We start from the raw sequence: 14,917 nt of genomic DNA, 5'->3' as shown, positions 1-14,917 counted from the left end.
GGTGTCAGGAAGCCGAGGACTCCTTGCGGCGCAAGCCGTACCCGGCCTTCATCAGGAGCAGCAGCACCGTGCCGAGGATCAGCGGCTGCTGCAGGATCAGCTGCACCACCTGCGGCAGCACCTTCATCGTCGCGGGCGGCACGAACAGCCCGCCGATCGCGGTGATGAACGGGAACCCGGCGAGCATGAGGTTGTCGCGGGACCAGTGCACGCCCGAGAGGGCGTCGATGGCGCTCGCGAACAGCACTCCGAACAGGACGGTGCCGGCCGCGGCGAGCACCGGGAGCGGCACGGCCTGCAGCAGGTGGTCGAACGGGCCGAGGCCGCCCAGCACGAGCAGGATGACGCCGGTCGCCAGCGTCACGTAGCGGGAGCCGACCTTGGTCACGCGCAGCAGGCCGATGTTGTCCGGGTAGGCCAGCGTGGACATGCCGCCGAAGACCGCGCCGACGGTGCTGCCCAGGACCTCGCCGAACACGCCCTGCGAAACGCGGTAGCCGGACAGCTCCTGGCCGCCCCAGCCGGCGACGATGTCGTAGGTCGCGATGCTCTCCGCGATCGCCGGGAACAGCGTGATGAAGAAGATCAGCACGAGCTCGCCGTCGACCGAGAAGCCGAACGGGAAGATCCGCGGCACCGTGAAGCCCACGTTGTGCACCACGCCCGCGAAGTGCGTCGGTTCGAAGATCGCGTACACGACCGTGCCGACGACCACCGCGACCAGCACGGCACCGCGGCGCAGGATGGTTCCCTTGGGCAGCAACGTGAGCAGGATGACGACCAGTGCGGTGACCAGGCCCGACACGAGGTTCATGCCGGGGAACCCGGGGCTGCCCGGCGTGCCCAGCACGTTCGGCAACGCGGTGCTGGTGAGCTGGGTGGCGAGGATCAGCACCAGGACACCGCAGATGATCGGGTCGCGCACGAACTTCGACAGGTACGTGACCAGCCCGTACTTCTTGATCGGGATGGCGAGCACACACCAGATCAGCCCGGCCACGACCATCGAGCCGAACGCCGCGCCCAGCCCGCCCTTGCCGTGGCCCACGGCCAGCAGCGCGGCCAGCGAACCCGCGTACGGGCCCTGCACGATCGGCAGCCGCAGCAGGAACACCGACTGCAGGATCACCACGAGCCCGGACGTCATGAACGTGACGCCGTAGAGGTAGGCGGTGTCGGTGGCCGACAGCTTGAACGCGGTGCCGATCAGGGCGGGGAAGATCAGCAGCCCGGCCATGCCGAGGATGTTCTGGACCCCGAGCCCGATCGAACTCGAGATCTTGACCTTGTCGTCGATCCCGACGTCGAAGATCGGCACGGGTTCGGTTTCGGGGGTGGCAGCAGGAGCCGTGGCGGCGGCGGTGACGGCCATGGAGGTAGCTCCAAGCGATGACGGACGGCGGTGACGGCCATCGAGCGGGGGGACGGGGAGCGGAGCGGCGAGCGGTCGAACGAGGGACGGGTCAGGCTTCGGTGGACTTGCGCAGGCGCGCGGCCCACCGTTCGAGGTAACCGGCGAGCACGATGCGGATCAGCACCGACGCCTTCATCGGCGGTGCTTCGTCGAACCGGGGAGCGGGACGGGGCGGGGTCGCGGTCGCCGTGGCGGTCGTGGCGGAAGCCGCAGCCGCCGCGGCCGGAGCGGCCGAACCGTTGACCGCCGGGGTGGGAGCGGCAGCCGGGGCCGGGGCTTCTTCCCCGGCCTCGATCCGCTGCCGCACCCGCGAAGCCAGCTCACCGACCATCCGCCCGGACACGTCGGACATGATGCCCCGGCCGAACTGCGCGAGCTTGCCGGAGATGGTCAGGTCGGTCTCGAGGGCGACGTGCGCTCCCCCGTCGGCCGGCGTCACGCGCATGGTCGCCTTGGCTTTCGCCGTGCCGGCGCCGCGGGTGTCCTTGCCGTCGGCCACCAGCACGGCGACGCGGGCGGCGCCGTCCTTCTCGACGATCTTCGCGACGCCCTGGTAGGCCGCCGTGACCGGGCCGACCTTGATCTTCACCTTGCCGCGGTAGGAGTCGTCGCCCAGGTCCTCCACGAGCTCGGCGCCCGGGAAGCAGGCGGCCACGTTGTGCGCGTCCTGCAGGAAGGTGAAGACCTCGTCCGGGTCGGCGGCGACGTCGAAGGAGTTTTCGATGAGCATGCGGTGCCTCTCAGTCCTGGTCCGCGGCGGCTGCGATGGATTCGGCGATCCGCGCCGGGGTGATCGGCGCGCGCGTCACGCGGGCCCGCAGCGGCCGCAGCGCGTCCTCCACGGCGTTCGCGATCGTGGCGGGCGCCGGGATCGTGCCGCCCTCCCCCGCGCCCTTCACCCCAAGCGGGTTGAGCGGGCTGGGGGTCTGGATGTGGAACAGCTCGACCGGCGGCACCTCGGTGGCCGACACGAGTGCGTAGTCGAGGTAGCTCGTAGCCTGCGGCTGGCCTTCGACGTCGTACACCGGCTCCTCGTACATCGCGTTGCCGATGCCGTGGGCGAAGCCGCCGAGCACCTGGCCGTCGACCAGCAGCGGGTTGATCACGTTGCCGCAGTCGTGGCCGATCACGTACTTGAGGATCTCGATCTCGCCGGTCTCCGGGTCGACCTCCACGAGCGCGGCGTGCGCGCCACTGGCGTAGGCGGCGCGCTCCGGCGAGAAGTAGCTGGAGGTCTCGATGCCGGCCTTGATGCCGCGCGGCATCGTGATGCCGTGCTTGCCGATGTTGGCCGTCTGCGCGAGCTGTTGCAGGGAAACGGACTTCTCCAGGTCGCCGCCGAGACAGGCCTTGTCGCCCACGAAGTCCACTTCGGACGCATCGCAGCCGAGCAGGACCGACGCGGTGTCGAGCAGCCGTTCGCGCATCTGCTTCGCCGCGTCCAGCACGGCCGGCCCGCAGGTGGCCGTGATGCGCGAGGCGAACGTGCCCTGGCCGAACGGGATCCGGGCCGTATCGCCGGTCTTGACCTCGATGTAGTCCATGTCGAGCCCGATGCCGTCGGCGGCGATCTGCGCGTAGACGGTCTCGTAGCCCTGGCCCTGCCCGGCCGCCGCGAGCGTGACGAGGATGCGGCCCTTGTTGGTCAGCCGGATCTTCGCGCCCTCGTACGGGCCGAGGCCGCAGCCCTCGATGTACACCGAGAGGCCGATGCCGAGGTAACGGCCTTCCTGGCGGAGCTTGGCCTGCAGCGCGCGCGCCTCGTCGTAGCCGATGCGTTCGAGCGTGCCTTCCAGCAGCGTCGGGAAGTCGCCGCTGTCGTAGGTGAGCGGGCTGCCGTCGCGGAACATGATGCCGACCTTGTACGGGAACTCGTCGGCCTGGATCAGGTTGCGGCGCCGCACCTCCGCCGGGTCGAGCCCGAGGTGCTCGGCGATCCGGTCGATCATCCGCTCCATCACGAACACCGCCTGCGGGCGGCCCGCGCCGCGGACCGACGACGTCGGCACCATGTTCGTGTAGCACGCGCGCAGCTCGATCGCGATGTTCGGCACGTGGTACGGGCCGGGCACGGTCGAGGTGGTGATCGACGGGACCTGCAGGCCCGCGCAGTAGGCGCCCTGGTCGTGCTCGATCACGTCCTTGACCGCGAGCAGCAGCCCGTTGTCGTCGAACCCGACGTCGACGCGGTGGGTCTGCGAGCGCTCCATCATCGAGGTGACCATGTTCTCCTGGCGGTCCTCGACCCACTTCACCGCGCGGCCCAGCTTCATCGCGACCCACGGGATCACGACCTCTTCGCCGTAGAACTGCGCCTTCGGGCCGAAGCCGCCGCCGACGTCGGCCGGCGCGATCACGCGGATGTCGTCCTCGGCCATCTCGTAGATGACCGACAGCTGCTGGCGCGCGTAGTGCGGGGCCTGCGTGGTGTCCCAGATGGTGACCTGGCCGGTCGCCGCCTCGAACCGGGCCGCCACGCCGCGCGTCTCCATCGAGTGGCCGCCGCCCCGCATCACGAAGAACTCTTCGGACAGCACGTTCGGCGCGTCGGCGAGCGCCTTCGCCGCGTCGCCCGCGCTCTGGGTGAGCAGCACGGCGACGTTGCTCTCGTCGCCGGAGTGGGCCAGCGGACCGTTCTCCTGCAACGCAACGGCGGTCGACGCGACGGCGGGCAGCACCTCGAAGTCGACCTCGATGAGCTCCAGCGCGTCCTCGGCGAGGTACCGCGACTCGGCGACGACGACGGCGAGCGGCTCCCCGACGTAGTGCAGTTCGTGCGGCGGCATCGGCAGCCGCGGGTAGTCGCGCAGCTTCGGGTGCTGCACCTTCGGCGCCAGCGGCTTCTGGATCTCCATCAGGTCGGCGCCGGAGTACACCGCGATCACGCCGGGCAGCGCGAGGGCCTCCGTGGCGTCGAAGGAGAGGATCTTCGCGTGGGCGTGGGGCGAGCGCAGGAACGCGGCCGCGAGCGCGTCGGGCAGATCGAGGTCGTCGAGGTAACCGCCGTGGCCGGTCAGCAGGCGCTCGTCCTCGCGGCGCTCCACACGCCGGCCGATCATCGTGCCTTCGGGGACCAGGGTGTCGCTCATGCGTTGCCGTCCTTTCCGGCCGAGGCTTCCAGCACGGACTTCACGAGGCCGGTGTAGCCGGTGCAGCGGCAGATGTTGCCGGACAGCACCTCGCGGGCCTGCTCCTCCGTCGTCACGCTCTCCTCGCGCAGCGCGGCCGTCACGCTCATCAGGAAGCCGGGCGTGCAGAACCCGCACTGCAGGGCGTGGTTGCGCTTGAACGCGCACTGCAGCGGCGACAGCTCGCCGTCTTCGGCCAGGCCCTCCACGGTCTCGACTTCGGCGCCGTCGGCCTGCACGGCGAGCATGAGGCACGAGCGCGTGGCCGCGCCGTCGACGATCACGGTGCACGCGCCGCAGACGCCGTGCTCGCAGCCGAGGTGCGTGCCGGTGAGGCGCAGCTTCTCGCGCAGGAAGTCGGCGAGCGTCATCCGCGGGTCGACGACGGCCTCGTACTCGCGGCCGTTGACCGTGCACCCCACGGTGTGCGTCTCGTCCTGGGTGCGGACGGGGAACTCCGTCGCGTGGTCACGCACGGCTGGCCTCCTGCTTTCCTCGGATGTCGGCGAGCGCGCGCTTGACCAGGACGCCGGTGAGGCGGCTGCGGTACTCGGCGCTCGCGTGGATGTCGCCGGTCGGGTCGACCTGCGCGCGGGCGGCGGCCTCGACGTCGGGCCACAGCTCGTCGGTCAGGGACGCGCCGGTCACCAGCGCCTCGACGTCGGTGAGCCGGTGCGGGGTGGGCGCGACACCCGCCGCGGCGATCCGGCAGGTGGTGACGACGCCGGCGGCGTCGACCTCGCACACCGCGGCCACGCCGGCGAGCGCGAAGTCCCCGCGCCGCGTCGCGAACTCGCGGAACGCCGAGAACTGGTTCGCCGGCGGACGCGGCACGCTGACCTGCAGCAGCAGCTCGTCGGGTTCGAGCGAGGTGGTGAGGTGGAAGAGGAAGAACTCTTCTGCCGGCACCTCGCGCACCCCGCGCGACGAGGCGATCGTGAACGTCGCGTCGAGCACCGAGAGCACGCTCGGCAGCTCGGCCGCCGGGTCGGCGTGGGCGAGGCTGCCGCAGATCGTGCCGCGGTTGCGGATCTGCGGGTGGGCGACCTGCGCCAGCGCCTCGGTGAGCACGGGCAGCACGGCGGCGGCCTCGGCCGAGCGCTCGACGCGGCGCTGCCGCACGAGCAGCGGGATCGTGATGCGCGTGTCGCCGAACGTCGGCTCGGCGTACTCGGCGCCCAGGCGGTTCACGTCCACCAGGTGCTCGAAGCGGGCCAGGCGGAAGTTGAGCATCGGCATCAGGCTCTGGCCGCCGGCCAGCACCTTCGCGTCGTCGCCGTACACCTGCAGCGCGGCGAGTGCTTCGTCGAGGCTGCGCGGCGAGTGGTACGTGAACTTTCCGGGTTTCACTGGCTCTCCGAACCGGTCTTCAGGTGCGCCCGCACGCGCTCGGCGAGCGCGGGCCGTTCGATCAGGGACATGTGCCGCAGGCCGGTCTGGACCTCCAGCTCGGCACCGGGGATGCCGTCGGCGAGCGCGGCCGCCATCTCCGGCGGCGTCGCGTAGTCGTGCTCCCCGACGAGCACGAGCGTGCTCGCGGTGACCGACGGCAGCAGCGAGCGGGAGTCCATCTCGCCCATCGCGATCGACGCCGCGGCGTGCGCCTCGCTGTTGGTGCGCAGGAAGATCTTCACGATCCGGTCGGCCTCGTTCGGGTTCGCCTCGCGGAACTCCGGGGAGAACCAGCGGTCCAGCTGGAACGCGACCTGCTTCGAGCGCGGCACGGACACGGCCTTCTCCGCGCGCTCGGCCCACACCTCCGGCGCGTCGTCGCCGTAGTACGCCGTGGTGTCGGCGAGCACGAGCGAACGCACCCGGGCCGGGAAGCGGCCGGCGAAGTTCACGCCGACGCTGCCGCCCATCGACAGGCCCAGCAGCGACACGGTCTCCAGCCCGAGCGAGTCGAGCGCGACGCCGAGGTCGTCGGCCAGGTCGGCGATCGAGAACGGCTTGCCGTCCCACGCCGACTCGCCGTGGCCGCGCAGGTCGAACGCGAACACCTGGAACTCGTCGGCGAGCGCCTCGGCCAGCGGCGTCCACAGCTCGCCGGAGGTGGCGAGCGGGTGCAGCAGCACCACGGGCTCGCCCGCGCCCCAGCGGCGGACCGCCAGCGGGCCCGCGGTCGAGGTGGACGGGATCATGCGGGCCTCCGGAAGATCTTCTCGGCGTTGGTGCGCAGGATCGACTCGGTGTCGCTTTCGGACAGTCCGGCGTCCAGCACGGTGTGCACGGGGCGCGGGTCGCCCAGCGCGAACGGGTAGTCGCTGCCCAGCACCACGTGGTCGGAGCCGACGAGCCCGGTGAGGAAGCGGATGGCGGGCGCGGACAGCGCGACGGTGTCGTAGACGAAGTCGCGCAGGTAGTCCGACGGCTTGTCGCGCTCCAGCTCCCCGGCGAACGCCTCCTTGGTGCGGTAGCCGCCGTCGAGCCGGCTCGCCTGGTACGGCAGGAACCCGCCGCCGTGGACGAGGATCAGCTTGAGGCCGGGGTGGCGGTCGAGCAGGCCGTGGAGGATCAGCTCGGTCACGGCGACGGTGTTGTCGATCAGCCGGCCGTGGACGTTGCCCATGGTGCCGAGCGTGGCGAGCTCGCCCGAGGGCCCGTACGTGGGCGGGTGCAGCACCACCGGGATCTCCTCGCGTGCGGCGACCGTCCACAGTGGCTCGAAGTTCTCCTCGTGCGGCGCCGAGCCGGTGAGCGGGTCGGTGCTCAGCATGACGCCGGTGAACTCCGGGCGCTTCCACACCTCCAGCAGGTCCGCGGCGGCCTGCTCGCCGTCGTCGGTGGCCACGGTCGCCAGCGCGGTCGTGCCGCCGCCCAGCTCGGCCACGGACTCGGCCATCGCGTCGTTGACCGTGCGGGCCCAGTCGCGCGCGGCCGGCGGTTCGAGGAACGCCGACTGGATGTCCATCCACGGCGAGATGACCTGGGTGGCCACCCCCGTCTGCGCGCGCCAGCCGGCCCGCGGGCCGGTCTCGTTCATCCGCGCGCCGATCGGGCGCGTCTCGCCCATGCCGGGCACGTCGACGACCCAGCCCTTCTCCGTGCGCCGGGCGCTGAAGCCGCACGCGGGCGCCTTCTCGAGCGCCGCGAGCAGCGACGGCGGGACGATGTGCGCGTGCGTGTCGAGAACCGGGTAGGGGACGATCTCGTCGCTGTCCGTCCGACTCACCTCTCAGTGCCGAAGACCACGTGTGGGAAAACTCGCTGGTGCTCGACGCTAGGTGGCCAGGACAGGGGCAACCAGCGCGCTTTGCTGTCGGCCCCGGTAAGCAGTTCTTACAGCGGCCCCCTCGCGCGAGCGGGGCCCGGCGTGATGCGATGACCGGAGCCCGGCACCACCACCGGGTGAGAACGAAAGGCGGGTGCCCGTTGACGGGGACAGGACTTCCGCGGCGCAACGTCGTCGTGGCCATCACCGGGGCGAGCGGTGCGTGTTACGGCGTGCGCATTCTGCAACTGCTGCGCGAGCGCCCGGACTTCTCGACGCACCTCATCCTGTCGAAGGCCGGGATCGTGACGCTGCGCCACGAGTGCGACCTGTCCGCCGAGGACGTGCGCGAGCTGGCCGACGTCACGCACCGGCCGGGCGAGATCGGCGCGACCATCGCGTCGGGGTCGTTCCCCGTGGAGGCCATGGTGGTCGCCCCGTGCTCCATCAAGACGCTCTCGGCCATCGCCACCGGCTACACCGACGACCTGGTCGCCCGCGCGGCCGACGTGTGCCTCAAGGAGGGCCGGCCGCTGCTGCTGATGGTGCGCGAGACGCCGCTGCACCTCGGGCACCTCAAGTCGATGACCGCCGCGGCCGAAGCGGGCGCCATCATCGCGCCCCCGGTCCCGGCCTTCTATTCTCGACCCGAGACGATCGACGACCTGGTGGACTTCACCGCCCGCCGCGCGCTCGCCCGGGTGGGCCTGTGGGAGCTCGCGCCCCCGGCGTGGGACGGTGACGTGACCAGGCGCAAAGACGCTCTCACCCAAGGTGGCTGACGGCGGGACCGCGCGAGCGGTCGGGAAAGGACTCGGGTGCTCGAAGCTCGGCGACTGCAGATCTTCTCGGCGGTGGCCGAACGCGGCTCGTTCACCGCGGCGGCCGAAGCCCTGTTCATGACCCATTCCGCCGTGTCGCAGCAGATGGCGCTGCTGGAACGGCAGCTGGGCGTGACACTGATGATCCGCGGCCCGCGCGGCATCGAGCTCACCGACTCCGGGCGCATCCTCGCCGAGCGCAGCACGGGCCTGCTCGGCACGATCGCGAACATCGAGCAGGAGATGGCCGACCTCAAGGCGCAGCAGTCCTACGTGCGCCTGGGCGCGTTCCCCACGGCCGGCGCGGACCTCATCCCGCGCGTGGTGCGCACGTACCAGGAGCGCTACCCGGACACGAAGATCGTGCTGCGCTCGGCCCACGCGTCCGACATGCCCGCGAACCTGCGCGACGGCTCGATCCACCTGGGCCTGGCCTGGGACTACGACTTCGACCCGCGCTCGGTGCCCGCCGACATCGAGTGGATCCACCTGGCCGACGACCCGCTGTGCGTGCTCGTGCCGGTGGACCACCCCGTGGCCGGCGAGTCCGAAGTGGAGCTGCGCGAGCTCGCGGGCGAGAGCTGGGTGGTGCGCAGCCACCGCCCGCCGTACGACGAGGCGTTCACGACGCTGTGCCGGCTCGCCGGGTTCGAGGCCGACATCGGCTTCGCCACGGAGGACTACCTGTCGGCACAGGGCCTGGTGGCGGCGGGCGTCGGCATCAGCGCGGCGCCGCGGCTCGCGCTGGTGGCGCTGCGGCCCGACGTCGTCGCCGTGGACATCGCCGGTCCCGCGCCGCGCCGGCGCATCGCGGCCGTCCGGCTGCTCAACGCGAGCCACCCGCCGGCCGCCCAGCAGATGCTCGACGTGCTGCGCGCGGCCACGACCCCCGAGGAGACCCCGTGACCGTGCCGGACGAAACCGGCGAACGGCCCGGAACCGACGTCCTGCGCCGCATCCTGCGCGACGGGCGCACCGAGATCTCGCTCGTGGACCGCATCGTCGAGGACCTCGCGGTGCAGATCATCGACGGCCGCCTGCCGCCGGGAGCCGACGTGAACTCCGTCGAACTCGCCCGCCGCTACACCAGCAGCCGCACGCCCGTGCGCGAAGCGCTGCTGACGCTGCAGCGCGAAGGCCTCGTGGACATCCCCGCCCGCCGGCGCCCGCGCGTGGCGCCGGTGACGCTGAGCCAGGCACGCGAGATGTACGAGATCCGCGCGAGCCTGCACGGCCTGGTCAGCGAGCTGATCGTGCGCAACGCCCCCGACAGCGCGCTCGACGTGCTGGACCGGTGGCAGGCCCACCTGCGCGACGACGCCGAACGCGGCGACGTCGACTCCTACTTCTGGCACAACGTCACGTTCCGCCAGGCCGAGGCCGAGGTCGCGGGCAACCACCAGCTCACCCGCCTGCTCGGCTCCCTGGGCCTGCGCACGCTCCAGCTGCGCCACGTCAGCCTGTCGCTGCCCGGCCGCCTGACGCGCTCGGTGGACGACCACGAACGGCTCCTGGAGGCCTACCGCGACCGCGACGCCCCGCTGGCCGTGGCGCTGACGAAGTCCATCATCACGGCCGGGCTGCAGGCGATAGAGGAGTCCGGCTGGTCCGGCCTGCAGGTCGAGCGTTCCCCCGGGCCCGTCGCCTGACGCGTGCCGCCGGACGTCCCGGCCGGACGCGGGTGACCGGCGCCTGTGCGCGGGTCGGGGCCTCGCGCGCACAGACGGCGGTTACGCGCGCCCGGCCGGGAAGCCGGGCACTGCCTCACACCTGACCGGACCGTTCGATCGCCCGGTAACCCCGCAGCACCAGCGACCGGCTGACCGCGGCGGCGAGCGGCGCGTCGCGGTCGGCGTAGGCGTTGACGAGGCGCTCGTGGTCGGCGACCGAGTGCAGCAGCCGGCCCGGCAGCGACAGGCTCAGGTGCCGGAAGCGGTGCATCTGCAGGCCCAGCGAGCTCAGCCGCCGCTGCAGCTCGCCGTTCTGCGAGAGGCTCGCCTCGGCGTTGCGGAAGCCGACGTTGTGCCAGAAGTAGCCGTGGACGTCGCCGCGTTCGGCGTCGTCGGCCAGCACCTTCTGCCAGGCCCGCAGGCCGTCGATCTCCTCGTCCGTGGCGCGGGCGACCACCAGCTCGCTGACCAGCCCGTAGAGGCTGCCCCGGATCTCGTAGATCTCCCGCACCTGCCGCATGTCCACCGGCGAGACGTACGGCCGCCGCCGCGGCGGCACGATCACCAGCGACTCCCGTTCCAGCAGGAGCAGCGCCTCCCGCACCGGGGTGCGGGAGGTGCTGAACCGCCGGGCCAGCTCGGCCGAGTTGACCTCGTGGCCGGGCCGGAGCCTGCCCTCCACGATGCTCGTGGCGAGCTCGCGGAAGATCGTGAACGCGAGCGACGAGTCGCCGTCGGACCCGCGCAACGCGCTGAACAACAGCTCCTTCCGCAGGTCCTCGACGCCCGCGTCGGTCACTAGCCGAGCACCTCGGGCCAGCGCCTGGTCACCGAAGCGACCAGGTCCTCGGTCGACTCGGCCACCGCCGGGAAGTCCGCGAGCCGCTCGAACGGCCGGCACGCGTCGATCACCGCGCGGCTGTTGAACGCGATCTCGCCCGGCAGCGTGAGCGGGTCGACCCGGCTGCCCCACGTCCGCTTCATGACCTCGATGTCGAGCTCGGGGTTGGTGCGCCCGCACATCGCCCACACGACCTCGCCGAGGTCGCGCGGGTTCACGTCGTGGTCCACCACCACCGTGAAGCGGTTCATGTACGCGGCGTTCGGCAGCTGCGCCGTGAGGTACGCGGCCTGGCGCGCGTGCCCCGGGTACTTCTGCTCGATCGCCACGATCAGCAGCGAACGCCCGCCGCCGGCCTCGTGCGCCCACACGCCGCGCACGCCGGGCAGCCCGGTCTTGCGCAGCGAGTCGGTGATGATCGCGGACTTCATCACCGTGCGCATGTACGAGTAGTCGTGCGGCGGCTTGCCCGGAGGCGCCCCGAGCAGGATCGGGTCGTCGCGGTAGTAGACCTTCTCGATGTCGATCGCGAGGATCGGGTCCTTCGAACCGGAGTAGTACCCGGTCCACTCGCCGAACGGGCCCTCCGGCCGGGTGTCGGCCGGACGCACCCAGCCCTCGATCGCGATCTCCGCGTCGTGCGGCAGCGGCAGGCCCGTGGCCAGGCCCGCGATCGTGCGCACCGGGGAGCCGGTCATCGCGCCCACGTAGTCGTACTCCGACACGTCGCCGGGCACCTCGACGCCGGCCGCCACCAGGTAGGCCGGGTGGTGCCCGAGGGACGCGGCGATGGGCGCGCGGCCCTCGGCCTCGAACCAGCGGCGCAGGTGCTGCGCGCCGTGCTTGCCGGCCTCGATGTTGACGGTCGCCGAGCGGCCCTCGTCCTGCACCTGCATGCGGTAGGCGCCGAGGTTGATCCGGCCGGTGTCGTAGTCGCGCGTGACCACGGCGCAGCCCGTGCCGATGTAGCGCCCGCCGTCGCCCTCGTGCCAGCGCGGCACGGGGAACTTCAGCAGGTCCACCTCGTCGTCCACATGGGACAGCAGCGGGCCGTCGGTCACCGTGACCGCACGGAACTCGGACGCGTTGGCCGCCCACTCGCCCGGCTTCACCGCGAGGGTCTCCATGAGGTCCTCGTCGGTGTTGTCCCAGCCGAGGCCGAGCACGGAGCCGAGCAGCCGCGGGTTGCTGACCGAGCCGGACAGCACCCGCGAGCCCGCGGTGTAGTCCTTGATGGAGTCGAACAGCATCGCCTTCGGCTTGCTGCGCCGGTAGTTGACCTGCGAGAGCGCGCCGATCTCCAGCTCCCAGTGGGCGCCCTCGATCGGCTGGACCTCGCCTTCGCGCTCGGCTTCGGCGAGCCAGCGCCGCAGGTCGGGACCGGTGTCGTTCATGCTGCTCCTCGTCGCGAGTCGGCCTGGAGGTACTCGGTGGCCGCGTCGGCGGTGATCACGTCGGCGTACTTCTGGTTGAGGTCGAACAGGCTCATCCAGTGCGACGACTCGAACCGGTCGAAGCACAGGTCGCCGACCACACCCACGCGGTAGCCGCGGCTGCACGCGTCGACCACGGTCGAGCGCACGCAGCCGCTGGTGGCCTCGCCGACCACGAGCAGCGTGTCGTAGCCCCCCGCCCGGAGGATGGTGTCGAGCGGGGTCTCGAAGAAGCAGCTCGGGCCGATCTTCCGCAGCACGATGTCCCCGTCGACCGGGGCCACCTCCGCGACGATGGCGTTGCCGTCCACCGCGCGCGGCTTCGGCGCGAGCGCCGGAGCCGGCTTGCGGTTCCAGCGCCCGAATTCCGGTGGCGTGGCGTGGAAGTACGCCACGCGCACGCCCGCGTCCCGGGCCGCCCGCAGGAACGGCGCCGTGCGGTCGACGACCTCCCAGCCGGCGTCGCCGCACGAGCTGGGCCAGTCGGCGACCGACTCCACGATGTCGGCGCGCGGCAGGCCGAGCGCCGCGTAGTAGAGGTCGACGGCGACCACGAGCGGGCGCGAGCCGAGACCGAACGGCACCTGCTTGGCCCACGACGTCGCCGAGAGCACGGCCCGGTCGCGCTCGGTCAGGTAGGGCGCCCAGCCGTCCTCGAACACGGCGGCCGCGGTCCGGGGCACACTCATGCCGCCGCCAGCGTGCTGTCGATGTACTTCGTGACGTCCGCCGGCGGAGTCGACTTCGCGTTGTGCGCCGCTTCGTCGAACGCCTGCTTGATCACCTTGGGGTCCACCTCGGGCGTCTGCGACCACACGGTGAGGAAGAAGTCGTACGCGTAGTTGGCCAGGTCGTCGCTCTGCACCCCGCTGTACTTCTTGATCGCCTTCACGGTCTCGGGCTTGTGCGAGCGCAAGTACTGCAGCGACTCGGCTTCCGCGGCGTAGAACCGCTTCACCGCTTCGCGGTTGTTCTGCAGGAACTTGTTCTGCACGGTGTACGCGCCGAGCGGGAATTGCAGGTCGGCCAGCGAAGCCAGGCGGTGCGCGCCCTTCTCGCGGCTCTGCGTGCCGTTCGGCGGCTGGGTCAGCAGCGCGGACACCGCGCCACTGCCGAGCGCCGCGACCTCGGCGGGCACGCTCTTCACGAACACCGCCTGCACGTCTTCGCGCTTCATGCCGTTGGCCTCGAGCAGGTCGGTCAGCCCGAAGTCGCTCTGCGACCCCGGCGAGGAGATCGCGACCTTCTTGCCCTTGAGGTCCTTGATCGTCTTGATGTCGGGGCTGGCCCACATCTCGAGGTTGTAGTGCGGCTCCGACATCGCGACGTACTTGAGGTCGGAGCCCTTCATGATCGCGGCAGCGGAGTCCGCGGCGACGCCGACCCCGATGTTCACGCTGTTGCTCGACAGCGCGGCGACGAGCTGCGAGCTGTCGTTGAGCCGGCTGAGCGTGACCTTGAGGCCGTGCTTGGCGAAGATGCCTTCGTCCTGTGCCACGTACAGGTCCGAGTACCCCGCGCCCAGCGCGGTGTAGCCGATGGTGATCGGCAGGGCGCCGTTGGCGTCGGCTTTGACGGGAGCGGTGCCGCCGCCCTTGGCGGCACAGCCGGTGAGGGCGAGCGCCAGCGCCGCGGCGGTCGCGACCGCCGAGAGGATCTTCTTGTTCACTGCGAACCTGCCCAGTGGGTGAAGCGGCGTTCGATCATCCGCACGGCGCCGTTGAGCAGCAGCGCGACGACGGCGAGGATGACGATGCCGGCCATGGCGTTGTCCATGTTGAAGTTCGAGGTCTGGGTCTGGACGAAGTACCCGAGGCCCTGGCTCGCGAGGAACAGCTCCGCGACGATCGCGCCGACCAGTGCGCGGCCGACGGCGAGGCGCACACCCGCGAGGATGTACGGCAGCGTCGCGGGCAGCGCGATGGCGTAGAAGAACCGCAGCCGCGGCGTGCAGAACACGGTGGCCACGCGGGTGTAGTCGCTGTCGAGGTTCCGCACACCGGCGGTGATGTTGATGATGAGCGGCAGGATCGCGGCCCAGATGATCACCAGGATGCGCGAGACGTCGCCGATGCCGAACCAGAAGATGATGATCGGCAGGAACATCACGTACGGCACGGAGTAGAGGATGTTGACCATCGGCTCGGTCATGTCGTGCAGGATCTTGCTGCGGCCCAGCACGAGCCCGACCGGGATGCCGACCACGAACGTGATCAGCAGGCCCCACAGGAGCTCGAGGCCGGTCGCGCCGAGCGCGGGCCAGATGTCGCCCGAGCCGAACAGGTCGATCTCGGACCCGATGATGCGCGTCGGACTGCTGCTGAAGGAGACGTCCACGATCCCGGTGGCGGTGCAGACCTGCCACAGCACCAGGACGATGACGAGCCCGGCCGCGCCGA

The 14,917-nt window shown here is 71.3% G+C and carries 15 protein-coding genes; 3 read left to right on the top strand and 12 right to left on the bottom strand.

What is annotated here, in order from left to right; all coding sequences use genetic code 11:
• Positions 1 to 4: 4 nt before the first annotated feature.
• From ACFY1H_RS06970 to ACFY1H_RS06940, 7 genes are all read right to left on the bottom strand, one after another.
• Positions 5 to 1,372, bottom strand: coding sequence for a uracil-xanthine permease family protein (locus tag ACFY1H_RS06970; RefSeq protein WP_386945155.1), 1,368 nt, complete (start codon positions 1,370 to 1,372; stop codon positions 5 to 7).
• 91 nt (positions 1,373 to 1,463) lie between these two features.
• Positions 1,464 to 2,144 (bottom strand): SRPBCC family protein, encoded by a 681-nt coding sequence (locus ACFY1H_RS06965; protein WP_386945153.1) that lies wholly within the window; start codon positions 2,142 to 2,144, stop codon positions 1,464 to 1,466.
• A gap of 10 nt (positions 2,145 to 2,154) precedes the next feature.
• A complete protein-coding gene (locus ACFY1H_RS06960) occupies positions 2,155 to 4,503 on the bottom strand; it encodes a xanthine dehydrogenase family protein molybdopterin-binding subunit (protein ID WP_366576591.1) in 2,349 nt (782 codons plus the stop codon).
• A complete protein-coding gene (locus ACFY1H_RS06955; RefSeq protein WP_386945151.1) occupies positions 4,500 to 5,018 on the bottom strand; it encodes a (2Fe-2S)-binding protein in 519 nt (172 codons plus the stop codon). Before ACFY1H_RS06955 ends, ACFY1H_RS06960 begins: the two co-directional genes overlap by 4 nt.
• Positions 5,011 to 5,892 (bottom strand): FAD binding domain-containing protein, encoded by an 882-nt coding sequence (locus ACFY1H_RS06950; RefSeq protein ID WP_386945149.1) that lies wholly within the window; start codon positions 5,890 to 5,892, stop codon positions 5,011 to 5,013. Before ACFY1H_RS06950 ends, ACFY1H_RS06955 begins: the two co-directional genes overlap by 8 nt.
• Complete coding sequence (locus tag ACFY1H_RS06945; protein WP_366576595.1) at positions 5,889 to 6,683, bottom strand: alpha/beta fold hydrolase; 795 nt, start codon at positions 6,681 to 6,683, stop codon at positions 5,889 to 5,891. Before ACFY1H_RS06945 ends, ACFY1H_RS06950 begins: the two co-directional genes overlap by 4 nt.
• Positions 6,680 to 7,714 carry an amidohydrolase family protein gene (locus tag ACFY1H_RS06940; RefSeq protein ID WP_386945147.1) on the bottom strand — a complete coding sequence of 345 codons (1,035 nt, stop codon included), beginning with the start codon at positions 7,712 to 7,714 and terminating at the stop codon, positions 6,680 to 6,682. The genes ACFY1H_RS06945 and ACFY1H_RS06940 overlap by 4 nt, the downstream gene beginning before the upstream one ends.
• A 200-nt stretch (positions 7,715 to 7,914) precedes the next feature.
• Here ACFY1H_RS06940 and ACFY1H_RS06935 point away from each other — a divergent pair, with 200 nt between their 5' ends.
• The 3 genes from ACFY1H_RS06935 to ACFY1H_RS06925 are packed head-to-tail and all read left to right on the top strand — an operon-like array spanning position 7,915 to position 10,223.
• Complete coding sequence (locus ACFY1H_RS06935) at positions 7,915 to 8,535, top strand: UbiX family flavin prenyltransferase (RefSeq protein ID WP_366576599.1); 621 nt, start codon at positions 7,915 to 7,917, stop codon at positions 8,533 to 8,535.
• A gap of 36 nt (positions 8,536 to 8,571) precedes the next feature.
• Entirely contained in the window at positions 8,572 to 9,480 is a 909-nt protein-coding gene (locus tag ACFY1H_RS06930; RefSeq protein ID WP_366576601.1) for a LysR family transcriptional regulator, read from the top strand.
• Positions 9,477 to 10,223: a GntR family transcriptional regulator gene (locus tag ACFY1H_RS06925; protein WP_366576603.1), complete on the top strand. Its 747-nt coding sequence runs from the start codon at positions 9,477 to 9,479 to the stop codon at positions 10,221 to 10,223. The genes ACFY1H_RS06930 and ACFY1H_RS06925 overlap by 4 nt, the downstream gene beginning before the upstream one ends.
• A 115-nt stretch (positions 10,224 to 10,338) precedes the next feature.
• Here the strand turns inward: ACFY1H_RS06925 and ACFY1H_RS06920 are convergent, their stop codons facing one another.
• The 5 genes from ACFY1H_RS06920 to ACFY1H_RS06900 are packed head-to-tail and all read right to left on the bottom strand — an operon-like array spanning position 10,339 to position 14,888.
• On the bottom strand, positions 10,339 to 11,043 hold the full coding sequence (locus ACFY1H_RS06920; RefSeq protein ID WP_220241180.1) for a GntR family transcriptional regulator: 705 nt from the start codon (positions 11,041 to 11,043) through the stop codon (positions 10,339 to 10,341).
• Positions 11,043 to 12,479, bottom strand: a complete 1,437-nt coding sequence (locus tag ACFY1H_RS06915) for a UbiD family decarboxylase (RefSeq protein WP_366576605.1) — start codon at positions 12,477 to 12,479, stop codon at positions 11,043 to 11,045. Before ACFY1H_RS06915 ends, ACFY1H_RS06920 begins: the two co-directional genes overlap by 1 nt.
• On the bottom strand, positions 12,476 to 13,207 hold the full coding sequence (locus ACFY1H_RS06910) for a cysteine hydrolase family protein (protein ID WP_386945144.1): 732 nt from the start codon (positions 13,205 to 13,207) through the stop codon (positions 12,476 to 12,478). Before ACFY1H_RS06910 ends, ACFY1H_RS06915 begins: the two co-directional genes overlap by 4 nt.
• A complete protein-coding gene (locus ACFY1H_RS06905; RefSeq protein ID WP_366576609.1) occupies positions 13,204 to 14,187 on the bottom strand; it encodes an ABC transporter substrate-binding protein in 984 nt (327 codons plus the stop codon). The genes ACFY1H_RS06910 and ACFY1H_RS06905 overlap by 4 nt, the downstream gene beginning before the upstream one ends.
• Positions 14,184 to 14,888: an ABC transporter permease gene (locus ACFY1H_RS06900; RefSeq protein ID WP_386945141.1), complete on the bottom strand. Its 705-nt coding sequence runs from the start codon at positions 14,886 to 14,888 to the stop codon at positions 14,184 to 14,186. Before ACFY1H_RS06900 ends, ACFY1H_RS06905 begins: the two co-directional genes overlap by 4 nt.
• Between the last annotated feature and the right edge of the window lie 29 nt (positions 14,889 to 14,917).

Source organism: Amycolatopsis sp. NPDC001319, assembly GCF_042896185.1.
GTDB lineage: Bacteria > Actinomycetota > Actinomycetes > Mycobacteriales > Pseudonocardiaceae > Amycolatopsis.
This window is presented reverse-complemented; position numbering and strand designations above follow the sequence as displayed.

What these genes read in the sequence shown, in the direction of transcription:
- ACFY1H_RS06915 (WP_366576605.1), bottom strand. Translation starts at nt 12,479, where the DNA reads ATGAACGACACCGGTCCCGACCTGCGGCGCTGGCTCGCCGAAGCCGAG.
- ACFY1H_RS06910 (WP_386945144.1), bottom strand. Translation starts at nt 13,207, where the DNA reads ATGAGTGTGCCCCGGACCGCGGCCGCCGTGTTCGAGGACGGCTGGGCG.
- ACFY1H_RS06970 (WP_386945155.1), bottom strand. Translation starts at nt 1,372, where the DNA reads ATGGCCGTCACCGCCGCCGCCACGGCTCCTGCTGCCACCCCCGAAACC.
- ACFY1H_RS06960 (WP_366576591.1), bottom strand. Translation starts at nt 4,503, where the DNA reads ATGAGCGACACCCTGGTCCCCGAAGGCACGATGATCGGCCGGCGTGTG.
- ACFY1H_RS06945 (WP_366576595.1), bottom strand. Translation starts at nt 6,683, where the DNA reads ATGATCCCGTCCACCTCGACCGCGGGCCCGCTGGCGGTCCGCCGCTGG.
- ACFY1H_RS06965 (WP_386945153.1), bottom strand. Translation starts at nt 2,144, where the DNA reads ATGCTCATCGAAAACTCCTTCGACGTCGCCGCCGACCCGGACGAGGTC.